Below are 23,285 nucleotides of genomic sequence, written 5' to 3' on the forward strand. Positions count from 1 at the left end.
CCGGGCTAGTCTGGCCGGTATGGCCATCGAGTCCACCATGCTCGCCCTCGGCACCCCCGCACCGTCGTTCTCGCTGCCCGACCCCGCCTCCGGGGCCACGGTCAGCCTCGACGACCTCACCGGCCCCGCGCTCGTCGTCACGTTCATCTGCAATCACTGCCCGTACGTCAAGCACGTCGCCGCCGGGCTCGCCGCGCTGGGCCGCGACCTCGCCGACAAGGGCGTCGCGATGGTCGGCATCTCCAGCAACGACGTCGTCACCTACCCGCAGGACGGCCCCGAGCAGATGGTCGCCGAGGCCCGCGCCCACGGCTGGACGTTCCCCTACCTCTACGACGAGACCCAGGACGTGGCCCGCGCGTTCTCCGCGGCGTGCACGCCCGACACGTTCGTCTTCGACGGCGAGCGCCGGCTCGTCTACCGCGGCCAGCTCGACGACTCCCGCCCGGGCAACGACAAGCCGGTGACGGCGGCCGACGTCCGCGCGGCCGTCGACGCCGTACTCGCCGGGCAGCCCGTCGACCCCGATCAGCGCCCGTCGATCGGGTGCGGCATCAAGTGGCGCTGAGCGCGCCCCGCCCCGCCGCTACGAGGTAGATCTCGGCGCGCTCGGTTTGGCTCCTGTTTGGGCGGGTACCGCCACAGGACCCATGACCGCGCAACCTCCCGACCCCGATCCCACGCAGACGCCCGGCCTCGAGCCAGGCGGGGGCGTCGCGCCCGGAACCACCCCGCCGGCGGCCCCGCAGACCTCCGGTGTCGCCGAGCATCAACCCCCCAACACGCGGCGGATGACGCCCAGCGCCGTGCTGACGGTCGCCGGGGTGTGCATCTTCGCGGTGGTGTTCATCGCGGTCGCGGTGCTGCTCGTGATGAAAATCGTTGGGGTGGGCTGAGATGCCGGGCATGACCGTCACCGCCGACGACGTCCAGCGCCTGCTGGCGTGCGACCAGGACGACGCCGCGCTGGTCGCGCTCGAGGGCCGCATCGAGGTGGCCACCCCGGCGCAGCTGGACTCCGCGGACTACCGCGGCGCCCTGCAGATCGCGACGCGCCGGGACGTGGTGCAGCGGGCCGGCGGTGAGCGGCTGTCGGATCGCGAGCTCGCCGAGCAGGCCGAGGATCTCGACACCGCGGTGCGCAATCTGGGCGCCTGAGCGCACCGGCCCGCCGGGCGAATTCCGGCGATGGCTGTCGCGGCCCGTCCCGGGCAAGTACTCTGCGCGCCAGGGGGTCAGGTAGCCCACGGGCGGAAGGCTCGGGATATGCGGTTGGTGGTCGATCTCAACAAGTGCCAGGGCTACGCCCAATGCGTGCCGCTCGCGCCCGAGGTGCTGCAGATGGCCGGCGAGGAGGCTCTGGCGTACGACCCCAACCCCGATGACTCCCAGCGTCAGCGAGTCCTGCGCGCGGCGGCGTCCTGCCCCGTGCAAGCCATCATCCTGGAGGTCGATCCGCCGGCCGACCGGGACACCCGATGACGGCCGCCTCGCTCGTCGGCCGGCTCGTCGACGCGTTCAAGGCCGAGGGCCGCATCGTCATCGTGGGTGCGTCGCTGGCCGGCCTGCGGGCGGCGGAAGCCTTGCGGGAGAGGGACTTTCGCGGGCCGCTCACGATCATCGGCGATGAGCCACACGAGCCCTACGACCGCCCGCCGCTGTCCAAGCAGGTCCTCAAGGGCTGGGTGCCCGCCGATCACACGAAGCTCCCCCGGCTGCGTCCGGTCGACGCCGACTGGCGGCTGGGCGTGGCGGCGGTCGGCCTGGACCGGTCGAACCGCCAGGTGCTGCTCGCCAACGGCGACAAGGTGGATTACGACCGCCTGCTGATCGCCACCGGGACCAGGGCGCGCCCGTGGTTCAACGCCCACGAGGCCGCCCTGCAGGGGCTGTTCACAGTGCGCACGTGCGACGACGCCGCAGCGCTGGCCGCCGCGCTGCGGGAGCGACCGCGCCGCGTGCTCATCGTCGGCTCTGGGTTCGTCGGCTCCGAAATCGCCTCGGTCTGCCGCGATCTCGATCTCCCGGTGACCGTGGCCGAGCGCGGCAAGGCGCCCCTGACCGGCGCGCTCGGCGGCGTGATCGGTGACATCGCCGCCCAGATGCAGATCGACGCCGGGGTGGACCTGCGCACTGGTGTGGCGGTGGAAGCGCTCGACGGCGACGACGGCGGGCACGTCCGCGCGGCCCGGCTCTCCGACGGCACCGTGCTCGACGTCGATGTAGTGGTCGCCTGCCTGGGCTCGATCCGCAACGTCGAATGGCTCGAGGGCGCGCAGCTGGCGGCCGGCTTCTGGGGCGTAGCGTGCGACGCCGGGTGCCGCGCGTTCGACATCAACGGCGTGGTGACCGACAACATCTTCGTCGCCGGCGACGTGGCCCGCGCCCCCCACGTCCTCTACGAATACCAATTCATGAGCCAAGAGCATTGGGACAACGCGGTTTTCGGCGCCGAGGTGGCGGCCAACAACATGATCAGCCTGGAGCTGGGACGACGGCCGCACCTGCCGCTGCCGTCGTTCTGGTCCGGCCAGTTCGGCGTCAACATCAAGAGCGTCGGGGTGTGCTCGTTCGGCGACGAGATCGTGTTCACGCAGGGCTCCCCCGCGCAACGCCGGTTCGCCGCCGCCTATGGGTATCGCGGCCGCATCGTCGGGGCGGTGACGTTCAACCACGGCAAGTGGCTGCCGTACTACGCGTCGCTGATCGAGCGGTCCGCGCCGTTCCCGCCGCCCCCGCCCGGCTACGACCGCCCCGTCATCTTCGAACCGATGCCGGCCCGCTTCCCCGACCCCCGCGAGCCGACCGCCATCCCCGACGTCGTGCTGACCGGACACGATCCCACCTCCCGCGGTGCGGAATTCCGGCCCAGGAGCCGATGATGGACGCCGAAACCGCCTGGGCGGAGGCAATGAAGTTCGAGAATCGCCCCAATCCGTACCCCTTCTTCCGGCAGCTGCGCGAGACGCCGGTGGCCAAGGTCTCGCCGAACACCTACGTCGTCACCGGGTACCGCGAGCTGCTCGCGCTGGCCCACGACCCGCGGATCAGCTCCGACACCCGCCGCAGCCCGGCGGGGCTGGGCGGCGAGAAGCCCGCTGCGGGAAGCGAACACATGGAGGCCTACGGCCGCTCCCCGAGCATCATCGTTTCCGACCCGCCCGATCACGACCGGGCCCGCCGCCAGGTGATGCGCCATTTCGGTCCGCCGCACTCCCCCGACCTGATCCCGGGCATGGAGCCGTTCGTCGTGCGACTGGCCAACGAGATGCTGGACCGGGTGCGGGCCGGCGGCAAGACCCGCCTGGACGTGGTGGAGGACTTCGCTTATCCGATACCCGTCGCGGTCATCTGCAAGATCCTCGGGGTGCCGGTCGAAGACGAGCCGATGTTTCACGGCTGGATCTTCGACTTCATGATGGGCAGCGACCTCGGCCCCGAGGGCGCCACCGAAGAGGGCCAGGCCCTGGCCGAAAAGGGCCGCGCCAGCACGGCCGCGCTACAGGACTACCTGGGCGGCCTGGTGCGCAAGTACGCGCAAGCGCCCGGTGACGGCCTGCTGTCCAAGCTGCTGCACGACGACGGGCCCGACGGCCCGATGCCGGAGCAGGAGACGACGTCGAATGCCATGCTGCTGTTGGTCGCCGGCCACGACTCCACCGTGAACACCATCGCCAATTGCGTGATGACACTGCTGCGCAACCCCGGCGCTTGGGATCTGCTGCGGCAGCGCCCGGAGCTCATCCCGCGCGCGATCGAGGAGGTGCAGCGGCTGCAGTCCGCGGTGCAGTTCTTCCCGAGCCGCAGCGCCACGGCGGACATCGAGATCGGCGGGACGCTGATCCCGGCCGGGTCGGCGGTGCACCTGATCTACGCGGCGGCGAACCGGGATCCGCGGCGGTTCGACGACCCGGATCGCTTCGACCCGCTGCGCGAGGACAACGAGCATTTCGGTTGGGGCAGCGGCATTCACACCTGCATGGGTGGCCCGTTGGCGCGCCTGGAGGTCAACCTGGCGCTGGAAGTCTTCCTGCGCCGCGTCGAATCCCCGAAGCTGGTCGTCGACCCGCCGCCGTATCGGCACAACCAGGTGTTCCGCGGGCCGCGACACCTGTGGGTGGACTTCGCCGCGGTCGCGGATTGAAAGTGGTTACGGCTTAAGGGCGACGGGGTCGCCGACGCGAATGACGCCCGCCGACAGCACCTCGAAGTACGCGCCCGCGCACGGTTGCGGTCCGTGACCGCCCGTGTTCCAACGGTTCTCGGCCGCGGGCGTCCGAAGCGCCTGCGGGGCCCGGGGCAACGGCCCGTGCTCCAGCGTGGGCACCACGCACCGCGACGTGGAGGTCAGGGCGCGCAGTCGCGCCTGCCCCACCGTGACTTCCCTTCCGATCCAGTCGGTTTCGCCATACGGCGGGTAGCCAGGTGGCGTCGCGATCACCAGGTTCGGCCGGTAGCGCAGCGCCTCGACGCCGATGTGGTCGAGGGTGGCCGTGGTGATCGCGTGCAGCGGGGCCTCGTCGGTGAACGAGTCGCCCGGGGTCGCCTGGGCGATCTTTAGGATGCGGCCTCCGACCTCGGCCTCCGATGCGTCCAACCCGAGCTCCAGCAATTTCTCCGGGTCCGGGCGCTCCAGCGTTGCGCCGGCCGGTCGCTGCCTGACCAGCCGGACCGTGCGTCCCAGCAGCCGCGACAGCGTGTCGTCGACCGCGGGGTCGTCGGATGCGAGGCTCGTCCCGTCGGGCAGCGAGATGCTCACGCGTCCGGTGTTCGCGTTGGCGGTGCACTTCAGCAGCCCGCGCCACAGCCGTGCCTGTTTGGCGCTGGCCACGTGCCCGGTTTCGGTGTCGATCAGGGCCAGCCGCCGGTCGCCCTCGGCGCCGCCCTCGTCGACGAAGAGGCTCTCCACGCTCTCGCCGAGCATCGACTTCACCGGGTACCGGCGCAAACTTTCGACCCGCAGCTGTTGCTCCACAACCCTTCCCCCGCGAGAGACCGTGCGTCCAATGTCCGGGGAAAGCGTATGCGGTTACGGCAGTCGGCCGTGCGGCCGGGAAACGTTTAGCCCGGGCAGTAGGTCGACTCCGCGGCGCTGACCCAGCCGGTCATGTCCGCGAACGAGAAGCCCTTCGCGCTCATGCTGGAGTGCAAGTCGGAGGCGATCGCATCCGGCGTCTTGCCGGCCATCCGGTCGGCGCACACCGCATGCCCCATCGCGATCATGTCGGTGTCGCTCGATGAGGGCCACGAGAAGCCGAGGTTCTTCAGCTTGGCCAGGTATGCGTCGTCGGTGCCGTCGGCCGATGCGATTGCGGTGCTTGCGGTCAGGGCAGCGCCGACCATTACCGGGATAGTCAGTTTCGTCAGCCAGCGAGGTGCAGACATTTCGTGCCCCTTCTTTTGTTATCCGCGTTCAGTGTGTCGTCAGTATATGGGCGTTCACGACAAACGGATATTAAAAATATCGAAACTGCGGGCGAGCCGATCGGGGCGTCGTCGCCGGTGCGCGGGCCGCATGACGTCGCTGATGAACGCTGTTGGCGGAAAATCGCACAGCTGACTCTCACATTCCCGGAACGGCGAGAAGTGGCAACAAGCGGTTAACAAGCGGACCCGAATGCGAAGCGATCGAATACTCGGGGTTACTTGCCGTCGAATGGCAACTATTGCCCTGATCGACAATTTTCTATGGGCTCAATGGGCCAGCAGGCGCTTTTTCTGCTCGGTGAATTCCTCCTCGGTGAGCACGCCCGCGTCGCGCAGGGAGGCCAGCTCGCGCAGCTCCGCGGCGATGCTGGTGACCGGGCCGCCGGCCGGGGGCTCGGGCGGCGCGTCCTTCGCATCGGTCTTTCCGCTCGTGGTGGGCATCCCGATGCGCTCCCGCCGCCCGGGACCACCGCCGGCGCCGCCGGTGCCGGCCATCGCGCGCCCGGCCATGCCGGCCAGCGCCATCTGGCTGAACAGGCTTCCCGCGCTGCCGGCGGACGCATCCGCGGCGGCCGCGGTGGCCGCCGGCAACGCGACGGCCAGGGGCCGGATCATCGTGGTCTCATAGGTCCACGCTGGCGGAACCGACAGCGCCCCAATCGTTTTCGCCTCGGCCAGGCCAGCCGTCACGGCCGAGCCGCCGGCCAGGTTCGTGATCACCGGGAACGGCGTCGGCGGCACGGGCGCGTCGCCCGGCCACGGCTGGACCCCGGCCCAGCCGCTGACGATGTCGTCGGTGTGGAAACCCGTCAGGGCACCGGCGACGTCGAACGGAAGCGCCGGCAGCGCCACCCCCGTGTCGACGCCGAGGCTCGCCGCGCTCAGCTCGGGGTCGATGAAGACCCCGCTGAGGTTCGCGAGCACGGCCAGCAGGTCCAGCGGGCCGAACTGGGCGGGCGTGGCCGCCAGGCTGCTCAGGGCGGCGGGCACCCCGGAGATCGCCTGCGGGGCAGACACCGCGCTCTGCACGCTGCCCGCGGGGGTGGCGGCGGCCTGCGCCACGGCGGCGGCTTGCGCCGACGGCGCGCCGGCGTTGGTGCTCCGGGGCGGCGCCGAGAACGGCGTCAGCACCGTCGCCAGCGCGGAAGCGGCGGCGTAGCCGTACATGGCGACCGCGTCCTGGGCCCACATCTCGGCGTACTGCGCCTCGGTGGTCGCGATCGCCGGGGTGTTCTGGCCGAAGATGTTCGTCGCGACCAGGGCCAGCAGCAGGCTGCGGTTCGCCGCGATCACCGGCGGCGGCACCGTCTCGGCGAACGCCGTCTCGTAGGCCGCGGCCGCGGCCGCCGCCTGGTTGGCCGTCTGCTCGGCCTGCGCGGCCGAGACCCTCGTCCACGTGACGTACGGGGTGGCCGCGGCGGCCATCAACCCCGCCGACGGGCCCAGCCACGGCCCGGCGGTCAACGCCGCGAGCTCCGATTGATAGGAGCTCGCCGCCGACTGCAGGGCGGCGGCCAATCCGTCCCAAGCCGACGCCGCGGCCAGCATCGGACCCGATCCGGGACCGGCGTACATGCGCGCGGAGTTGACCTCCGGCGGCAGCGCTGCGTAGTCCATGTCGTTCCCTCCGATCGGTTCAAAACCGCCAGGCATTGGCGGCTTCGGTGACGCGTACTGGGCGGCACAGCCAGAACCGAGCCAGCAAACGATCGCTTCCTTCAGTAGTACATGTCCGCCACCCCAACATTGCCAATACCGCGCCGAACGGGCGGGTTAACCCTCGATGACCAAGGCGGCCACCGTGCGATGGATGCACCGGGTCGTGTAGAAGAGTCTGGTGGACGAGGCTCCCAAGGCGTTCGATCGCTCGGCGCTGCACCAGGCGATGGTCAGGCGGCTGTACCGGCGGTCGTTGGCCGAGGGCCAGATCACGGTACCGGCCGTCCCGGGCATGATCGACGAGTACGTCCAGTTGTGCGCCAACCTGTGCGCCACCCTGGGGGTGCCCTACACGCCGGAACAATCGATTCAGCTCAGGAAGGTGCTGGAGGGCGAGCTGGCGAAGGCGTTCAAGGCCTCGCAGCGTTCCGACATCGCGATCTCGTTTCAGCTTCCCTTCGGCACCGGCCTGAACTACCAGGTCAAAGCCGAATGGCGAACGGTGGAGGCCGACTACGACAACTGGGTCGCCACCCGGCCGCCGCCGCTGTTCGGCACCGAACCCGACGCGCGCGTGGTGGCGCTGGCCCGCGAGGCGGCCGATCCGGCGACGTTTCGGGTGCTCGACGTCGGCGCCGGAACCGGCCGCAACGCGCTGGCCCTGGCCCGGCTCGGGCACCCCGTCGACGCGGTCGAGATGGCCCCGAAGTTCGCCGACGTCATGCGCGCGGAGGCCGAACGCGAATCGCTCGGGGTGCGCGTCATCCAAAGCGACGTCTTCACGGCGGTCGAGGATGTCCACGACGAGTATCAGCTGATGGTGCTGTCGGAGGTGGTGCCCGATTTCCGGACCACCCACGAGCTGCGCGGACTGTTCGACCTCGCCGCCGACTGCCTGGCCCCCGGCGGGCGCCTGGTGTTCAACACCTTCTTGGCGCGGCCGGGCTACACCCCCGACAACGCGGCGCGGGAACTCGGGCAGCAGTGCAACACCATGATCTTCACCCGCGACGAGGTGGCCGGCGCCGCGGCGGAGCTGCCGCTGGAGCTGGTCGGCGACGACTCGGCCTACGAATACGAGAAGGCCCACCTGCCCGAAGGCGCCTGGCCCCCCACGGGCTGGTTCGAGGGCTGGTCCAGCGGCCTCGACGTCTTCGATGTCCCGCGCGACGAGTCGCCGATCGAGTTGCGCTGGCTCGTCTATCAGAAGTCGGCCTGAATCCGTTGCGCCGAACGTGCATTCACGGCGGGGATTCGGCGATTTTGTCGCCCTGAGTGCACGTTCGGCGCAGGACCTCTAGGCGGTGAGGTCGCGGGTGGCCGGTCCTTCCAGCAGGGTGCCGTCCGGCGCGAAGCGCGACCCGTGCAGCGGGCATTCCCACGCGTTGTCGGCGTCGTTCCAGTTCACGATCCCACCCAGGTGTGGGCACACCGGCGAAACGCGATGCTCGGTGCCGTTGACGCGGCAGCGCGCCTCCAGATGCCACGGCGGCCCGCTCACCACGCCGCCCTCGCCGTTGACCGGGCTGCGACGCCCGGTCCGGATCGCCGGCGTGATCCAGCCCTTCGCCAGGTCGAACCCCACCTCGAGGTTGGCCTGCATGGCCGTCAGCAGACCCGACAGCTCATGCGGGCTCCAGCTGGCGAACGCGCGGGACCAATCCATCCGCCCGCCCAGGATGCGGCTCGACAGCGCCAGCGCGGCGGCGGGGCCGTTGGTCATCCCCCACTTGTTGAATCCCGTTGCGACGAAGATGGTTTCGGAGCCCGGGAGGATGGGCCCGACGTACGGCAGGTGGTCGATGGGCGTGTAGTCCTGCGCCGACCAGAAGTGGGTCTGCACGGCGCCCGGATAGTGCTTGCGCGCCCAATCCGACAGTTCCGCCAACGATTTCGACGGGCTCTTCTTGCGGCCCACCGTGTGGCCGGCGCCGCCCACGATCAGCCGCTCGCCGTCGGCGACGGGCGCGTAACGCACCGAACGCGTCGGCGAGTCGGTGGAGATCATCATCGGCCGGGTGATGTTGCCGGGGACCTTGAAGGCCAGGCAGTAGGACCGGCTCGGCTTCACCCGCGCGAAGTAGCCGCCGCGATCCAGGATCGGGATGCCGGTGGCGAGCACCAGCTGGCCGGCCTCGAGTTCGACGTCGCGCTGCGCGGCGTCGTTGACGTGCACCCGCACGCCCTTGCCGCGCCAGGACACCCGCCGGACCCGCGTGTGCTCGACCAGCCGTCCCCCGCGATCGAGGAGCTCGGTGGCCAGCGAGTCCAGGAACGGCATGGGGTCGAACTGCGCCTGGTCGGGCAGGCGCACGCCGCCGTGGTACGGGAACGGCACGTCCGCGTCGTCGTCCCACACCGCGGGCAACCCCACCGCCTCGCAGGCCTTCAGCTCCGCGCGCGCGGACAGGACGCCCTTGGCGGATTGGGCGTAGGTGTAGGCGTCTTCGCGCTGCACCGGGATGCCGTGCGACTCGCAGTGCTGCAGCACCCAGTCCTGGCCCTCCCGGTTGCCGTCGACGTATGCCCGCGCCGTGTCCCTGCCGTGCCTCGGCAGCAGCCGCGACAGCTGGGTGCCCTGCAGCAGGCTGATCTTGGCGGTGGTGTTTCCGGTGGCGCAGGCGCCGACGGTGCGCGCCTCCAGCACCAACGTGTCCATGCCGGCGCGGGCCAGCAGGACGGCGGTCATCAGCCCGGTGATCCCGGCGCCGACGACGATCACGTCGGCCGAACGGGGACCGTCGTCAAGCTGGCTTGCAGCCCAAGGCTGTTCGGCTCGGTCGGCCAACCATAAAGAAGTCACGGCTGGGCTGATACCCGCGGAGCAGCCGCGAAAACCTGGCCGGCGCCGACGCAGCGGCGATTACGCCCGTTTGAGCTGCGCTTTCGCCTCTTTGAGCTTTTCGGCGGCGGCGCGGGTGGCCCGCTCGGCCTTGTCGTACGCGGCTTCCGCCTTCTCGAGTTGGCGCTCGGCTTCGCGCACGACCGCGCGCGCTTCGTCGCGTTCGGACTTTCGCCGCGACACGGCGTCGTCGGCTTCGGCCTTCTCCCGCTCGGCGTCGGTGACGGCCGCCTTGAGCTTCTCCAGGCGCCGCTGCGCGGGCGTCGCGGATCGCTTGGCCGGCGCCGACACGGGCGCCGCGTCGCCGAAGCCGAACCCCGACCAGCGCTCGGGCTTGGTCAGCCGGCCCAGCCGCCGGGTGACGTCGGGGTCGGCGACCGCGGCCTGCAGCGTGCCGGTCAGGTCCTCGCGCACCGCTGCCGACGGCCGCTTCACGTCGGCGGCTTCCAATGCGGCCCGGGTCAGTTCGTCGATCAATTTGTGTTGCTCGGCCGACAGCTCGCGGATGCGTTCGCCGTCCATCTCCGAGTGTGCGGCCCGCAGGCGGTCGCCGAGGTCGGACAGGCGCTTCTTGGTGTCCTTACGCTTGAGCGCCAGCCGGTTGACGATCCAGGCCGCCGTCGTCGGCTTGCGCGCCGCCGAGATCCGTCGGGCGGCCGCCGCGTCGCCGCGCTCCTTGGCCTGGGCGGCCAGTTGGGTGCGCAGTGCGGTGAAGGCGTCGGGTTCCGCCCAGTAGAGACTGTCGAGTTCGTCGTCGGCCATGACGCCATGATCCTCGGCCGACGTTTCAGTGTGAACGCGCCGGGCTACTTGTAGCACAACATGGGATGCGACATCGTGAGGAAGTCCGAGGGCGGCGGCGCGTTCGGCCAGGCCCGCCGGTTGGTGCTGGCCGTGTTCGTCGCCGTCGCGCTTGTCGCCGGCTGCGCGAAGCACGGCGAAGCGGCGAAACCGCCTGAGCCCGCACGGATCAACATCACACCCGCCTCGGGGGCGCACGATGTCGACCCGCTGGCACCGGTCACGGTGAAAGCCGACGCGGGGACGCTGACCGACGTGCGGATGGTCAATGAAAGCGGCAAATCCATCGAGGGCGTGATGACCCCGGATAACACCGTCTGGAAGCCCACCGTCCCGCTGGGCTACGGCCGCACCTACACGGTGACCGCCACCGGCAAGGGACCCAACGGGGTTGCGGCCACGCAGGTTTCGTCGTTCTCGACGCTGAAGCCGTCCAACCAGACCAAGGTCTCGTTCACCACGACGGCGGAGGCCGCGCTGCACGACGGCGGCACCTACGGCGTCGGAACGGTGGTCGTCGCGCACTTCGACGAGCAGATCGCCGACCGGGCCGCCGCCGAACGGCAGCTCAAGGTGACGACCGACCCACCCGTGCCGGGCTCATGGTTCTGGGTCGACGGGCAAAACGCGCATTGGCGGCCTGAGCGCTACTACGCGCCGGGAACCACCGTCACCGCCGAGGCCAAGATCTACGGAATCGCCTTGGGCGACGGCCTATTCGGGCAGGACGACACGCGGGTGTCGTTCCGGATCGGCGACGCGCACGTCTCCATCGCCGACGACGCCACCCATCAGGTCAGCGTGTTCAACAACGGCGCCCTGGTCCGGACGATGCCCACGTCGATGGGCATGGGCGGCACCGAAGACGTCGCCGGGCACACCATCTCGTTGTGGACCCCGCCGGGCGTCTACACCGTGCTCGACAAGGGCAACCCTGTCGTGATGGACTCCTCGACGTTCGGGCTGCCCAAGAACTCGCGGCTCGGCTACCGCGAGACCATCAATTGGGCCACCAAGATCAGCACCGACGGCATCTACCTGCACGAGCTCGATGCCACGGTGTGGGCCCAGGGCCACCGGGACACCTCCCACGGCTGCCTGAACCTCAACGCCGACAACGCAAAGTGGTTCTACGATTTCTCGGTGCCCGGCGACGTGGTCGAGGTCCGCAACAGCGGCGGACCGCCCCTGACGCTGGCCCAGAACGGCGACTGGACGCTGAGCTGGGACCAGTGGCGCAAGGGCAGCGCGCTGCAGCCGCCGTCTTAACCTCGATGCCGAGTTGCCCTCGGACCCAACGTCATTCGAGCCATGGACGGCGCCGCTCGGCGCCCCGACGGTCAATGTTCACCGCGTACTCGCGCGACACTCCCCCAGGAAAGTCTTGACTGATTCCAAATAAGGGAGTGATATGGACCACGTGTCCTCATCGGCGAGCAACGCGGACCGGCTGCGCATGGCCGACCTGCGGGTGACCCGGCCCAGGCTTGCCGTCCTGGACGTCGTGCACGCCAACCCCCACGCCGACACCGACACGATCTTCACCGCGGTGCGCGACGATCTGCCCGACGTTTCGCGCCAGGCCGTCTACGACGTGCTCAGCGCGCTGACCGCCGTGGGCCTGGTTCGCCGGATCCAGCCACTGGGGATGGTCGCCCGCTACGAGGCCCGGGTCGGCGACAACCACCACCACGTCGTGTGCCGCGCCTGCGGGATCATCGCCGACGTCGACTGCGCGGTCGGAGAGGCGCCGTGCTTGACCCCGCTGGACGACAACAACGTGCTGGAGGGCTTCGTCCTGGACGAGGCCGAAGTCATCTACTGGGGCATGTGCCCCGATTGCTCGACCGCAGATTCTTGATCACTCCGGTGATCGCAGCCCGCATCACAACCACTGGAAAGGAACGCTGTGTCATCCGATACATCTGAAAGCCGTCCACCTCACGACGACGCCAAGACGGCGAGCGCCAGTGAAAGCGAAAACCCGGCGATCCCGTCGCCCAAACCGAAATCCAATGCGCCCCTGACGAACCGGGACTGGTGGCCGGACCAGATCGACGTATCGACGCTGCAGCCGCACAACCCGCAGTCCAACCCGCTGGGCGACGACTTCGACTACGCCGCGGAGTTCGCCAAGCTCGACGTCGACGCGCTCAAGGCGGACGTGATCTCGGTGATGACCACCTCGCAGGACTGGTGGCCCGCCGACTACGGCCACTACGGCGGCCTGTTCATCCGGATGAGCTGGCACGCGGCCGGCACCTACCGCATCTTCGACGGCCGGGGCGGCGGCGGCCAGGGCATGCAGCGCTTCGCCCCGCTCAACAGCTGGCCGGACAACGTCAGCCTGGACAAGGCCCGCCGGTTGCTGTGGCCGGTCAAGAAGAAGTACGGCAACAAGATCTCGTGGGCCGACCTGATCATCTTCGCCGGCAACTGCGCGCTCGAGTCGATGGGATTCAAGACCTTCGGCTTCGCGTTCGGCCGCGAGGACGTCTGGGAGCCCGAGGAGATCCTCTGGGGCGAAGAGGACACCTGGCTGGGCACCGACAAGCGCTACGGTTCCGGCGAGCGTGACCTGGCGCAGCCGTACGGCGCGACCACGATGGGCCTGATCTACGTCAATCCGGAAGGCCCCGAGGGCAAGCCGGATCCCATCGCCGCCGCGATCGACATCCGCGAGACGTTCGGCCGGATGGCGATGAACGACGAGGAGACCGCCGCGCTGATCGTCGGCGGGCACAGCTTCGGCAAGACCCACGGCGCCGGCAGCGGCGATCTGGTGGGCCCGGAGCCGGAGGCCGCCCCGATCGAACAACAGGGCCTGGGTTGGAAGAGCTCGTATGGCACCGGCGTGGGCAAGGACGCCATCACCAGCGGCCTGGAGGTGGTCTGGACGCCGACGCCGACCAAGTGGGACAACACCTTCCTCGAGACGCTGTACGGCTACGAGTGGGAGCTGACCAAGAGCCCCGGCGACGCGTGGCAGTTCGTCGCCAAGGACGGCGCCGGTGCGGGCACCATCCCCGACCCGTTCGGCGGGCCGGGTCGCGCCCCGACGATGCTGGTCACCGACATCTCGATGCGGGAGTCGCCGATCTATCGCGACATCACCCGGCGCTGGCTGGACCACCCCGAGGAGCTGACCGAGGCGTTCGCCAAGGCCTGGTACAAGCTGCTGCACCGCGACATGGGCCCGATCAGCCGCTACCTCGGGCCGTGGATTCCCGAGCCGCAGCTGTGGCAGGACCCGGTTCCGCCGGTCGACCACGAGCTGGTCGACGACAACGACGTCGCTGCGCTGAAGCAAAAGGTGCTCGACTCCGGGCTGTCGGTGCCGCAGCTGGTCAAGACGGCCTGGTCCGCGGCGTCCAGCTTCCGGCGCACCGACAAGCGGGGTGGCGCCAACGGGGCGCGGCTGCGCCTCGAGCCGCAGCGCAGCTGGGAGGTCAACGAGCCCTCGGAGCTGGACAAGGTGTTGCCCGTGCTGGAGAAGATCCAGCAGGACTTCAACGCGTCGGCGTCAGGCGGCAAGAAGATCTCGCTGGCCGACCTGATCGTGCTGGCGGGATCCGCGGCGGTCGAGAAGGCGGCCAAGGACGCCGGCTACGAGATCTCGGTGCACTTCGCGCCCGGGCGGACCGACGCCACCCAGGAGAACACCGACGTGGAGTCGTTCGCGGTGCTCGAACCGCGGGCCGACGGGTTCCGCAACTACATCCGGGCCGGCGAGAAGGCGCCGCTGGAGCAGTTGCTGCACGAGCGGGCCTACCTGCTGGGCGTGACCGGTCCGGAGCTGACGGTGCTCGTCGGCGGGCTGCGGGCCCTCGGCGCCAACCACGGCGGCAGCAAGCACGGCGTGTTCACCGACCGGCCGGGCACGCTGACCAACGACTTCTTCGTCAACCTGCTCGACATGGACAACGCGTGGAAGGCGTCCGAGTCGGCGGAGAACGTCTACGAGGTCGTCGACCGCAAGTCCGGACAGAAGAAGTGGACGGCCACCGCCAACGACCTGGTGTTCGGGTCGAACTCGGTGCTGCGGGGGCTGGCCGAGGTCTACGCCCAGGACGACAACGCGGGGAAGTTCGTCGAGGACTTCGTCGCGGCCTGGGTCAAGGTCATGAACGCCGACCGGTTCGACCTCAAGTAACAGCCGGATAGCAAGCGACGCCCCGCGGGTCATCGGCCCGCGGGGCGTCGTGCGTTCAGGTCAGGTCGGGTTCAGCGGGCGAAATCCCACTGGCCGTAGTCGGGCGCGAGGACGTCGTCGATGTCGACGTTGATCCCGCCCAGCAGCGGACTCGGGTTCGACGGGCTGTTGACGACGGCCTGATACAGCACCGCCGCCGGTTCCCGCGCCCCGTTCGACCACGACCTGGTCTGCCACGCCCACCGGTGGCCGGGTGTGCTGGAGTTGCCGATGACGCCGTCCCGGATCGCCCATCCGCAGGTCTGGGCATGCCCGTAGACGCCGGTGCGGCCGACGCCCAGCACCGAGTTGATTCCCCGAAGCCATTGCACCCCAGAGGTATTCCAGAAGTTCTCGTCGATGTTGTCGTCGATGCTGAAGAAGATCGGCGCCGAGGCCGGTCCCCCGGCCGCGGCGTGCAGCCGCTGTGCGGTCTGGGCGTCGGCCACCCCGCCGTCGTAGCCGCGGGTGGAGTCCGACGGATCGGGCCAGCCGGGCTTGCCGTACTGGAAGTTGCTGACGATCTGCAGACCCGCCGCCCGCAGCGAGTCCGCGTACTGGCGCGTGATGGGCTTCGCCTCGAAGTTCGCGCCCGGCCGCGACTCGGACACGTAGTTCACCACCCCGGCGTAGCCGGCGCCCTTGATCTCCTCCGGCGCGATGCGCCGCTCGGCGAAGTCGATCAGCCGCACGTCGGCGGCCCGCGCCTCGTTGACCGGCGCGGCCGCCGCGCCCAGGCCCAGGAGAACCGGTGCGGCGAATTTGAGGACGTCGCGCCGTGAAACCGATCGCACGGCGCGATGGTAACAAAGTCAGATCCCGTGCTCGGCCTTGATGAATTGCGCGGCCCGCTCGCCGATCACCACGCAGGGCGCCATCGTGTTGGCGCTGGTGATGCGGGGCATGATCGACGCGTCGGCGACGCGCAGGTTCTCCAGCCCGTAGACCTTCAAACGTCCGTCGACCACCGACATGGAGTCGCGGCCCATCTTCGCCGTTCCGGATTCGTGCCAGTAGGTGGTCACGGCGTCGCGCAGGTAGCGGTCCAACTCGGCGCCCGACAGGTCGCCCGGCATGACCTCCCGCGCGACGAACGGACGAAGCTCCGGGGCATTGCCGATCTCGCGCAGGGTCTCGATGCAGGCGGTCGCGGTCTTGAGGTCTTCGGGGTCCGACAGCGCGTTGGCCTCGATTCGGATGGCATCGGACGGGTCGGGGCCCGACAAGCGCAGTCGCCCTCGGCTGCTGGGGTGAGTCGGCGAGCCGAACAGGACCCAACTGTTCTGGGGCAGGCCATATTTCGCGACGCTCTCCGGCGTGGATTTGGGAAAGGGCCCCAAGCATGCGAACAGATCCGGGCCCTGGATGTCGGCCGCCCCGGAGTCCCAGAACAGCGCAGCGGCGACCTGAGTACTGCCCCGCAGATCCTCTGGAAATTCCCACACGCAATCGAACCCGAAGTGGTCCTGGAAGTTTTGTCCGACGCCGGGCAGGTGCTGGCGGACCGTCACTCCCACGCCACGCAGTTCCGCTTCGTCGCCGACGCCGGATTGCATCAGCACCTTGGGCGTGTGAATCGCGCCGAGCGACAGCACGACCTCGACGTCGGCGGCAATGCGATGCACCGCTCCCCCGTGGACGACCTCGACGCCGGCGGCCCGGTTGCCTTGGAAAACCACCCGGGCGACGAGCGCGTGCGGCAGCACCGTCAGGTTGGGCTTGTCCAGGTGCGGGGCGGTATAGGTGCGGAACACCGACAGGCGCTTCCCGGCCCGCCAGCGCAGGTCCGCGATGGCCGCGCCCCGGGTGTCCTCCATCAGGCGGCCGTTGGGGCTTTGGTAGGTGGGAATTCCCAGCGCCCGCGCGGCACCCAGCGTCGCCGCGGCCAGCGGATGCGCGTCGGGCGCGGGTTGTACGAACACCGGACCGCCCCTGCCCCGATGGTTGGGCTCGCCGATCCCATGCCAATCCTCGATTCGCCGGTACAGGTCCAGGACCGGCTCGTAAGCCCAGGCCCGTTCGCCGGAGTCGGCCGCGAAGTGTTCCCAGTCGCTGCGGTGCCCGCGCGCCCACACCATCAGGTTGATGCCGGAGCCGCCGCCCAGCACCTTGCCCATCGATAACGGGATCGAGCGCCCGTGAATCCGCGGGTCCGGCTCGGACGCGAAGCCCCAATCGCGTTCGCTCCCGAGGTTCAGCGGCCACTGGCCGGCCTCGGTGACGCTGGGGACGTCGTCGCTGCCGCCGGCCTCCAGCAACAGCACCTTGACGTCGGGGTTCGCCGCCAACCGGCCGGCGATCACCGAGCCCGACGACCCCGCCCCGCACACGATGACGTCGTAATGCGCCTCCAACACAGCACCCACTGATTGCTCCTCGATCGTGGCTGGGTATAGCTACCTATACCTGACTGCACGAATTGCCGAGCCGAGCGGTTCACGCCGTTGTGCGCTGACGGTTTTGAGTGTGAGCCGAGGGCGTAAATCGGCGCCGCATCGCGCCCTGGGCTCACACGGAAAGCCCTGGCCGCACACTCAAACGCCGCGGTCCCGGCCTCGTTGCGTCATTTAGGTGGCGAACTATAGTCTGGACACATGTCCAGTTTGCTGTCGCGGGGTTCGGGAGTCCGTTGAGAGCGCTGGACTGGGGGGCGGTCGCCCGCGTTGTTTCGTCGGCGGATAAGAGTTGAGTATGCGAATTGCCCTGCTGTCCTATCGCAGTAAGGACCATTGCGGCGGACAGGGCGTCTACGTGCGCCATCTCAGCCGCGGCCTGGTCGAGCTCGGCCACGACGTCGAGGTCTTCTCCGGCCAGCCCTATCCCGAGCTGCTCGATCCGCGGGTGCGGCTGACCAAGGTGCCCAGCCTGGACCTGTACCGCGAGCCCGACCCGTTCCGGGTGCCGCGCCCCAGCGAGATCCGCGACTCGATCGACCTGCTGGAACTTTTGACGGTGTGGACGGCGGGCTTCCCCGAACCGCGGACGTTCACCATGCGCGTCGCCCGGCTGCTGGCCGAACGGGCGAACGACTTCGACCTGGTGCACGACAACCAGAGCCTGGGCACCGGACTGCTGGCGATCGCCGACGCGGGGCTCCCGGTGGTGGCCACCGTGCACCACCCGATCACCCGCGACCGGGTGCTCGACGTGGCGGCCGCGCGGTGGTGGCGAAAGCCGTTGGTGCACCGCTGGTACGGCTTTTCCAAGATGCAGGAACAGGTGGCGCGCCGGATCCCCGACCTGCTGACGGTCTCGTCGTCGTCGGCCGCGGACATCGTCGCCGACTTCGGCGTCTCCCCCGAGCAGTTGCACGTGGTGCCGCTGGGGGTGAACACCGAACTGTTCCAACCGAGTTCGCTGCCCCGGCAGCCGGGCCGGATCATCGCGATTGCCAGCGCCGACACCCCGCTGAAGGGCGTCCGCACGCTGCTGCACGCGGTCGCCAAGCTGCGCACCCGCCGCGACGTCGAGCTGCGGCTGGTGGCCAAGGTAGAGCCCAACGGGCCCACCCACAAACTCATCGCCGAACTGGGTATCTCGGACATCGTCCACATCACCAGCGGGCTTTCCGACGAGGCGCTCGCCGCGCTGTTCGCCTCGGCCGAGGTCGCCTGCATTCCGTCTCTCTACGAAGGATTTTCGCTGCCCGCGGTCGAGGCCATGGCCAGTGGCACGCCGATCGTGGCGAGCCGGGTGGGCGCGCTCCCCGAGGTGCTGGGCACCGACGGCGCCTGCGCCCAGCTGGTGCCGCCCGCCGACGTCGACGAGCTGACCCGCGCGCTCGGCGAGCTGCTCGACTCGCCGGAAAAGCGCCGCACCATGGGCAAGGCGGGCCGCGAGCGCGCGATCAGCGTGTTCAGCTGGGAGGCGGTGGCCGCTCAAACCGTGCGGGTCTACGAGCGGGCGATCGCGCGATGCTGACCGTCGATTTCGACCGGCTTGGCATCGGACCGTCCACCAAGGTGATCGACGTCGGTTGCGGGGCGGGCCGGCATGCGTTCGAAGCCTATCGGCGCGGCGCCGACGTGGTCGCCTTCGACCGCGACGAGTCCGAATTGCGTTCCGTGGAGACCATTCTGCGCGCGATGGCCGAAACCGGCGAGGCGCCGGCGGCGGCGTCGGCGAAGGTCGTCCTCGGGGACGCGCTGAGCCTGCCGTATGCCGACGAGACGTTCGATTGCGTCATCGCGTCGGAAATCCTCGAGCACGTGCCCCGGGACGACGCCGCGATCGCCGAGCTGATCAGGGTCCTCAAAGTCGGTGGCACGCTGGCGGTCAGCGTCCCGCGCTGGCTTCCCGAGCGGGTGTGCTGGCTGCTGTCCGACGAATACCACGCCAACGAGGGTGGCCACGTGCGCATCTACAAGGCGAGCGAGCTGCGCGGCAAGATCGCCGGCGGCGGTATGAAATTGACGCATACCCATCACGCGCACGCCCTGCACTCGCCGTTCTGGTGGCTCAAATGCGCTGTGGGCGTGTCGAACCCCGACCATCCCGCGGTGGCGGCCTACCACAAGCTGCTGGTGTGGGACCTGATGCAACGGCCCAAGGTCACGCAACTGGCCGAATCGCTGCTCAACCCGCTCGTCGGCAAGAGCGTGGCGATGTATTTCACGAAGTCGAGTGGCACGGAAAGCGAAGCGGCCCCGGGGTATTCAGTTGCATCGGGCTAGCGCGCCGGCCGTTCCGGGTGTTCTCACATCCGAGCAATGCCGGCAGACCGCGCGGTCGATAGCCGCCGCCCAGGAACCGTCGGGCGCCATCCCCTGGTTCGAGGGTGGGCATACCGATCCGTGGGACCACGTGGAATGCGCGATGGCGCTGACGGTCGCCGGGTTGTGGGAGCCGGCGCGGGCCGCGTTCGAGTGGAGCCGGCGCACGCAGCGCCTCGACGGCTCCTGGCCCATCCAGACCCGGGCCGGTGTGGTCGAAGACCACAACAGCGACAGCAACTTCTGCGCGTACATCGCCACCGGTGTGTGGCATCACGTGCTGATCACCGGCGACAAGTCGTTCGCCGCCCGGATGTGGCCGGTGGTGCACAAGGCGATCGATTTCGTCATCGACCTGCAGTTCGGCTACGGCGAGATCGCCTGGGCCCGAAGCGAAGACGGGCCGCTGCCGGAAGCGCTGCTGACCGGCTGCGCCAGCGTGTTCCACAGCATCCGCTGTGCACTGGCCCTGGCCGCCTTCGTCGGCGAACCGCAACCGGAGTGGGAACTGGCGCTGGGGCGCCTCGGCCATGCGATCGCCGCGCACCCGGAGGCGTTCACCGAAAAGGACCGCTACTCGATGGACTGGTACTACCCGATCCTCGGTGGTGCCCTGCGCGGCCCGGCGGCCGCCGCGCGGATCAAGGAGCGCTGGGACGACTTCGTGGTCGGCGATCTGGGCATCCGCTGCGTCGGCGACCGGCCGTGGGTGACCGGCGCCGAAACCTGCGAACTGGTGATGGCTCTCGACGCCATCGGCCACAGGTCCGCCGCGCATCGGCAATTCGCCGCGATGCAGCATTTGCGCGAAGAGGACGGGTCCTATTGGACGGGCCTGGTTTTCGCCGACGGGAAGCGCTGGCCCGAGGAACGCACCACCTGGACCGGCGCGGCGATGATCCTGGCGGCCGACGCGCTGTCGGACACCACCAAGGGCAGCGCGATCTTCCGTGGTGACGGGCTGCCGATGGGGCTGCAGACCGACTTCGACTGCGAATGCGTGGTCAGCGGCCCGGGTTGGTGACCCCGCCCTGGTCTACCGCGGCACCCGCCTGCCCGCCGGTGCGCTCGAGCACCCGCAGCGACCCGGTGGCCGAAACCTCGCGGAACTGACCGGAATCCATCGCGCGGCGATAGATGTAGTAGGGCGGGCGCCCGCCGTCACGCGGGTCGGGGAACACGTCGTGGATCAACAGCGCGCCGCCGACCTCCACCCACTTCGCCCAGCCGTCGAAGTCCTCGGTCGCGGCCTGCTCGGAGTGGCCGCCGTCGATGAACAAGAACTGCAGCGGCGTTCGCCAGCCTCGCGCCACCACCGGTGAGCGGCCCACCACCGCGACGACGTGGTCGTCGAGGCCCGCGGCGTCGAGCGTGCGGCGGAAGGTGGGCAGCGTGTCGAAAAGCCCGGTGACGTCGTCGACCATGGTGGCGTCGTGGTACTCCCAGCCCGCCTGGTGTTCCTCCGAGCCGTGGTGATGGTCGATCGTGTAGAGCACGCTGGCGGTCTGCTGCGCCGCCGCGCCGAGCAACAGGGTGGATTTGCCGCAGTAGGTGCCGATCTCGACGCCGACGCCGCCCCTGAGGTACCGCAGCGCGGCGTCGTAGAGCGCGCGTCCCTCGTCGGGCGGCATGAAGCCCTGCACGTCCTCGGCCATCGCAAAGAGGCGCTCGGTTGAGTTGACGTCGGCGCGGCTCATGAGCCGAACCTATCTGGCGCGGTCGAGCATCGGGCCAGCGGGATCGTCGCGATCGCTTTACGATCATGCTGTGCGCGTGTCTGCCCGCAAATGGGTTGTTGCCGGCTTGGCGGTCGTCCTGAGCGCAGCCGGGCTGACGATGCTGCCGTCCACCACGCCGACGGCCGCCGCGGCGAGCTGCCCGCCGGTTCAGGTCGTCTTCGCGCGCGGACGATACGAATCGCCGGGCGTCGGGGCGCTCGGCAACGCGTTCATCAGCGCGCTGCGGTCCAAGGTGTCGAAGAACATCGGCGTCTACGCCGTGAATTACCCGGCCGACACGCAGATCGACATCGGCGCCAACGACATGAGCCACCACATCCAGGGCATGGTCAACGACTGCCCGGACACCCGCCTGGTGCTGGGCGGCTACTCGCTGGGCGCGGCGGTCACCGACGTGGTGCTGGCGGCGCCCATCAGCGCTTTCGGTTTCGACAGCCCGCTGCCGCCGGGGATCGACCAGCACATCGCCGCCGTCGCGCTGTTCGGCAACGGAAGCCAGTGGGTCGGTCCGATCACCAACTTCAACCCGCTCTACAACGACAGGACCATCGAGCTGTGCCACGGCGCGGATCCCATCTGCAACCCCGCCGACCCGAACACCTGGAAAGAGAACTGGCCGCAGCATCTGGCCAGCGCGTACATCGATGCCGGCATGGCCAACCAGGCCGCCGACTTCGTCGCGGGCAAGCTTTAGCCGACCAGCTGGGCGGCCAAGTCCTCGAGTGCGATCCCCCGCTGGGCCGCGAGTGACGCAAGCACGGCCTGGGCGTGACTCGCTTCGACGCCGTAGCGCTCGGAGAGCAGCCGAGCGGCGGCGGCGACGGTGGCGGGCGGCTCCACGCGACCCGCGGCCCGAGCGGCGCCCGCGCCCTTGGCCTGGGCCGCCGCGGCCTGATGGACCTCGCCCACTATGACGGGCAGCACCGCGCCGTCGTACCACTGCAGCCAGTGACCGCATTGGCTGGCCAGCATCCGAACGTGGCGTAGGTCGGTCTCGTCCGGAACGGCGTCGCGCTGACGCTGATGGGTCGACACGACGCCCCGCACCTTCCCGTCGGCGTCGACCATCGGGGTGGACACGCACGACCGAACCTCGTTCGCCTGCAGGACTTCCCGGGCGGATTCGCTGAACAACGGCGAGGTGTCGACGTCGGAGACCACCACTTGCCGGGCATCGCCGAACGCGTGCCCGCAGGGCGTCCCCGGCTCGTCCAGGTAGCTGAAGGCGTCGACGAAGTCCTGGCCGAAACCGCGCTTGCCCTCGATCTGCAGCCCGCCGTGCACCGGGTCGCGCAGCTGAACGGTCCCCCGCTCGGCGCCGCAGCGACTGACGGCGGCACGCATCAGCTCCGCGAGGACCTCGCTGCGGTTCGCGCAGGCCCGGCCCCCGATGGTGAACGGCAGGGGCGGCGGCGGCGCGGCCGGGCCGGATCGCTCGCTAGTAGGCGACAGCAATCCGGCGGCTACGGCGCGCAGCTTGACGTTGCGGCGCTGGGAGACGTCGCGCAGTACTTCGAAGGCCGCCTGGTCGTCCAGCCCGTACCGCTGCTGCAGGGCCGCGATGGCGAGGCGGATAGTGGTCCGCGACAGCCTCGCTCCCAGGGAGAGGGTTGCCGTCTTGGGTGCGTCGCCGGTCGTCAGAGCCATCGGGTCCCCTTCGCTCCGCAGAGCGCGTCGATGAATGTGGTGGACCGACTGCTTGATCAACCCCTGGAACTGGCTGGACCATACACCACGGTCACGGTGTCGCTGGTGAAATTTCCGTTTCCAGCGCCCTGGCATCGCCGGGCATGGCCTTGCGCGGGTGACAACCATGCCGTAATTGTCATGCCGAATTCATAAACTCGTTCGAGTATTACTGTCTTCCTCATAGAATTGATATTTTCAAACCGAACGTAAAAGCCACATGGCCC

General features: G+C 69.4%; 23 protein-coding genes. 14 read left to right on the forward strand and 9 right to left on the reverse strand.

Annotated elements, in window-relative coordinates; genetic code table 11:
* Positions 1-19: 19 nt before the first annotated feature.
* From AWB89_RS09680 to AWB89_RS09705, 6 genes are all read left to right on the forward strand, one after another.
* Positions 20-568, forward strand: coding sequence for a thioredoxin family protein (locus AWB89_RS09680; protein ID WP_085173178.1), 549 nt, complete (start codon positions 20-22; stop codon positions 566-568).
* An 82-nt stretch (positions 569-650) separates the two neighbouring features.
* Positions 651-896 carry a DUF6480 family protein gene (locus AWB89_RS09685; RefSeq protein ID WP_085100170.1) on the forward strand — a complete coding sequence of 82 codons (246 nt, stop codon included), beginning with the start codon at positions 651-653 and terminating at the stop codon, positions 894-896.
* Positions 897-906: 10 nt separating this feature from the next.
* Positions 907-1,158: a hypothetical protein gene (locus AWB89_RS09690; protein WP_085101414.1), complete on the forward strand. Its 252-nt coding sequence runs from the start codon at positions 907-909 to the stop codon at positions 1,156-1,158.
* A 108-nt stretch (positions 1,159-1,266) separates the two neighbouring features.
* A complete protein-coding gene (locus AWB89_RS09695) occupies positions 1,267-1,482 on the forward strand; it encodes a ferredoxin (protein WP_085100173.1) in 216 nt (71 codons plus the stop codon).
* The gene (locus AWB89_RS09700; protein ID WP_085173180.1) at positions 1,479-2,882 is read left to right on the forward strand and encodes an NAD(P)/FAD-dependent oxidoreductase; all 1,404 of its coding nucleotides are present in this window, start codon (positions 1,479-1,481) and stop codon (positions 2,880-2,882) included. Before AWB89_RS09695 ends, AWB89_RS09700 begins: the two co-directional genes overlap by 4 nt.
* A complete protein-coding gene (locus AWB89_RS09705; protein WP_085173182.1) occupies positions 2,882-4,144 on the forward strand; it encodes a cytochrome P450 in 1,263 nt (420 codons plus the stop codon). The genes AWB89_RS09700 and AWB89_RS09705 overlap by 1 nt, the downstream gene beginning before the upstream one ends.
* Positions 4,145-4,150: 6 nt before the next feature.
* Here AWB89_RS09705 and AWB89_RS09710 read toward each other — a convergent pair whose 3' ends face one another.
* The 3 genes from AWB89_RS09710 to AWB89_RS09720 all read right to left on the reverse strand — a co-directional run bounded on the left by AWB89_RS09710 (position 4,151) and on the right by AWB89_RS09720 (position 7,044).
* On the reverse strand, positions 4,151-4,975 hold the full coding sequence (locus tag AWB89_RS09710) for an MOSC domain-containing protein (RefSeq protein ID WP_263993087.1): 825 nt from the start codon (positions 4,973-4,975) through the stop codon (positions 4,151-4,153).
* Between the two features lie 86 nt (positions 4,976-5,061).
* On the reverse strand, positions 5,062-5,343 hold the full coding sequence (locus tag AWB89_RS09715; protein WP_241519398.1) for a DUF732 domain-containing protein: 282 nt from the start codon (positions 5,341-5,343) through the stop codon (positions 5,062-5,064).
* A 351-nt stretch (positions 5,344-5,694) separates the two neighbouring features.
* The gene (locus AWB89_RS09720; RefSeq protein WP_085173184.1) at positions 5,695-7,044 is read right to left on the reverse strand and encodes a PPE family protein, SVP subgroup; all 1,350 of its coding nucleotides are present in this window, start codon (positions 7,042-7,044) and stop codon (positions 5,695-5,697) included.
* A 268-nt stretch (positions 7,045-7,312) separates the two neighbouring features.
* Here AWB89_RS09720 and AWB89_RS09725 point away from each other — a divergent pair, with 268 nt between their 5' ends.
* Positions 7,313-8,305, forward strand: a complete 993-nt coding sequence (locus tag AWB89_RS09725; RefSeq protein ID WP_142282504.1) for a class I SAM-dependent methyltransferase — start codon at positions 7,313-7,315, stop codon at positions 8,303-8,305.
* A gap of 78 nt (positions 8,306-8,383) precedes the next feature.
* Here the strand turns inward: AWB89_RS09725 and AWB89_RS09730 are convergent, their stop codons facing one another.
* Both AWB89_RS09730 and AWB89_RS09735 read right to left on the reverse strand, forming a co-directional pair.
* Entirely contained in the window at positions 8,384-9,889 is a 1,506-nt protein-coding gene (locus AWB89_RS09730) for an FAD-dependent oxidoreductase (protein ID WP_170929159.1), read from the reverse strand.
* 60 nt (positions 9,890-9,949) lie between these two features.
* Positions 9,950-10,690 (reverse strand): hypothetical protein, encoded by a 741-nt coding sequence (locus AWB89_RS09735; RefSeq protein WP_085173188.1) that lies wholly within the window; start codon positions 10,688-10,690, stop codon positions 9,950-9,952.
* Between the two features lie 75 nt (positions 10,691-10,765).
* Here AWB89_RS09735 and AWB89_RS09740 point away from each other — a divergent pair, with 75 nt between their 5' ends.
* From AWB89_RS09740 to katG, 3 genes are all read left to right on the forward strand, one after another.
* A complete protein-coding gene (locus AWB89_RS09740) occupies positions 10,766-11,998 on the forward strand; it encodes a L,D-transpeptidase (protein WP_241520455.1) in 1,233 nt (410 codons plus the stop codon).
* 142 nt (positions 11,999-12,140) lie between these two features.
* Positions 12,141-12,590, forward strand: coding sequence for a Fur family transcriptional regulator (locus AWB89_RS09745; protein WP_193791121.1), 450 nt, complete (start codon positions 12,141-12,143; stop codon positions 12,588-12,590).
* Between the two features lie 48 nt (positions 12,591-12,638).
* Positions 12,639-14,882: a catalase/peroxidase HPI gene (gene katG / locus AWB89_RS09750; RefSeq protein ID WP_085100198.1), complete on the forward strand. Its 2,244-nt coding sequence runs from the start codon at positions 12,639-12,641 to the stop codon at positions 14,880-14,882.
* 71 nt (positions 14,883-14,953) lie between these two features.
* Here katG and AWB89_RS09755 read toward each other — a convergent pair whose 3' ends face one another.
* Together AWB89_RS09755 and AWB89_RS09760 are read right to left on the reverse strand one after the other, a co-directional pair.
* Complete coding sequence (locus AWB89_RS09755; RefSeq protein ID WP_085100201.1) at positions 14,954-15,715, reverse strand: DUF1906 domain-containing protein; 762 nt, start codon at positions 15,713-15,715, stop codon at positions 14,954-14,956.
* Positions 15,716-15,733: 18 nt separating this feature from the next.
* Positions 15,734-17,287 (reverse strand): GMC family oxidoreductase, encoded by a 1,554-nt coding sequence (locus tag AWB89_RS09760; RefSeq protein ID WP_085173192.1) that lies wholly within the window; start codon positions 17,285-17,287, stop codon positions 15,734-15,736.
* A gap of 325 nt (positions 17,288-17,612) precedes the next feature.
* On the opposite strand from AWB89_RS09760, the gene AWB89_RS09765 reads away from it, so the two are divergent.
* The 3 genes from AWB89_RS09765 to AWB89_RS09775 are packed head-to-tail and all read left to right on the forward strand — an operon-like array spanning position 17,613 to position 20,657.
* On the forward strand, positions 17,613-18,842 hold the full coding sequence (locus tag AWB89_RS09765; protein WP_085100208.1) for an MMP alpha-(1->4)-mannosyltransferase: 1,230 nt from the start codon (positions 17,613-17,615) through the stop codon (positions 18,840-18,842).
* Positions 18,836-19,594 (forward strand): class I SAM-dependent methyltransferase, encoded by a 759-nt coding sequence (locus AWB89_RS09770; protein ID WP_085100211.1) that lies wholly within the window; start codon positions 18,836-18,838, stop codon positions 19,592-19,594. The genes AWB89_RS09765 and AWB89_RS09770 overlap by 7 nt, the downstream gene beginning before the upstream one ends.
* Complete coding sequence (locus AWB89_RS09775) at positions 19,581-20,657, forward strand: MMP endo-(1,4)-3-O-methyl-alpha-D-mannosidase (RefSeq protein WP_085173194.1); 1,077 nt, start codon at positions 19,581-19,583, stop codon at positions 20,655-20,657. The genes AWB89_RS09770 and AWB89_RS09775 overlap by 14 nt, the downstream gene beginning before the upstream one ends.
* Here the strand turns inward: AWB89_RS09775 and AWB89_RS09780 are convergent.
* Positions 20,638-21,330: a class I SAM-dependent methyltransferase gene (locus AWB89_RS09780; RefSeq protein WP_085100217.1), complete on the reverse strand. Its 693-nt coding sequence runs from the start codon at positions 21,328-21,330 to the stop codon at positions 20,638-20,640. The genes AWB89_RS09775 and AWB89_RS09780 overlap by 20 nt on opposite strands.
* A 139-nt stretch (positions 21,331-21,469) precedes the next feature.
* Between AWB89_RS09780 and AWB89_RS09785 the strand changes: the two genes are divergently transcribed.
* Positions 21,470-22,066 carry a cutinase family protein gene (locus tag AWB89_RS09785; protein ID WP_241520465.1) on the forward strand — a complete coding sequence of 199 codons (597 nt, stop codon included), beginning with the start codon at positions 21,470-21,472 and terminating at the stop codon, positions 22,064-22,066.
* Here the strand turns inward: AWB89_RS09785 and AWB89_RS09790 are convergent.
* Positions 22,063-23,019, reverse strand: a complete 957-nt coding sequence (locus AWB89_RS09790) for a GAF and ANTAR domain-containing protein (RefSeq protein ID WP_085245176.1) — start codon at positions 23,017-23,019, stop codon at positions 22,063-22,065. The genes AWB89_RS09785 and AWB89_RS09790 overlap by 4 nt on opposite strands.
* Positions 23,020-23,285: the final 266 nt, after the last annotated feature.

The sequence above is a fragment of the Mycobacterium paraense genome, from assembly GCF_002101815.1.
Taxonomy (GTDB): Bacteria; Actinomycetota; Actinomycetes; order Mycobacteriales; family Mycobacteriaceae; genus Mycobacterium; species Mycobacterium paraense.

Coding starts and splice junctions, on each gene's coding strand:
- AWB89_RS09680 (WP_085173178.1), top strand. CDS start 20: ATGGCCATCGAGTCCACCATGCTCGCCCTCGGCACCCCCGCACCGTCG.
- AWB89_RS09685 (WP_085100170.1), top strand. CDS start 651: ATGACCGCGCAACCTCCCGACCCCGATCCCACGCAGACGCCCGGCCTC.
- AWB89_RS09690 (WP_085101414.1), top strand. CDS start 907: ATGACCGTCACCGCCGACGACGTCCAGCGCCTGCTGGCGTGCGACCAG.
- AWB89_RS09695 (WP_085100173.1), top strand. CDS start 1,267: ATGCGGTTGGTGGTCGATCTCAACAAGTGCCAGGGCTACGCCCAATGC.
- AWB89_RS09700 (WP_085173180.1), top strand. CDS start 1,479: ATGACGGCCGCCTCGCTCGTCGGCCGGCTCGTCGACGCGTTCAAGGCC.
- AWB89_RS09705 (WP_085173182.1), top strand. CDS start 2,882: ATGGACGCCGAAACCGCCTGGGCGGAGGCAATGAAGTTCGAGAATCGC.
- AWB89_RS09715 (WP_241519398.1), bottom strand. CDS start 5,343: ATGGTCGGCGCTGCCCTGACCGCAAGCACCGCAATCGCATCGGCCGAC.
- AWB89_RS09720 (WP_085173184.1), bottom strand. CDS start 7,044: ATGGACTACGCAGCGCTGCCGCCGGAGGTCAACTCCGCGCGCATGTAC.
- AWB89_RS09725 (WP_142282504.1), top strand. CDS start 7,313: ATGGTCAGGCGGCTGTACCGGCGGTCGTTGGCCGAGGGCCAGATCACG.
- AWB89_RS09735 (WP_085173188.1), bottom strand. CDS start 10,690: ATGGCCGACGACGAACTCGACAGTCTCTACTGGGCGGAACCCGACGCC.
- AWB89_RS09745 (WP_193791121.1), top strand. CDS start 12,141: ATGGACCACGTGTCCTCATCGGCGAGCAACGCGGACCGGCTGCGCATG.
- AWB89_RS09765 (WP_085100208.1), top strand. CDS start 17,613: ATGCGAATTGCCCTGCTGTCCTATCGCAGTAAGGACCATTGCGGCGGA.
- AWB89_RS09770 (WP_085100211.1), top strand. CDS start 18,836: ATGCTGACCGTCGATTTCGACCGGCTTGGCATCGGACCGTCCACCAAG.
- AWB89_RS09780 (WP_085100217.1), bottom strand. CDS start 21,330: ATGAGCCGCGCCGACGTCAACTCAACCGAGCGCCTCTTTGCGATGGCC.
- AWB89_RS09785 (WP_241520465.1), top strand. CDS start 21,470: ATGCTGCCGTCCACCACGCCGACGGCCGCCGCGGCGAGCTGCCCGCCG.
- AWB89_RS09790 (WP_085245176.1), bottom strand. CDS start 23,019: ATGGCTCTGACGACCGGCGACGCACCCAAGACGGCAACCCTCTCCCTG.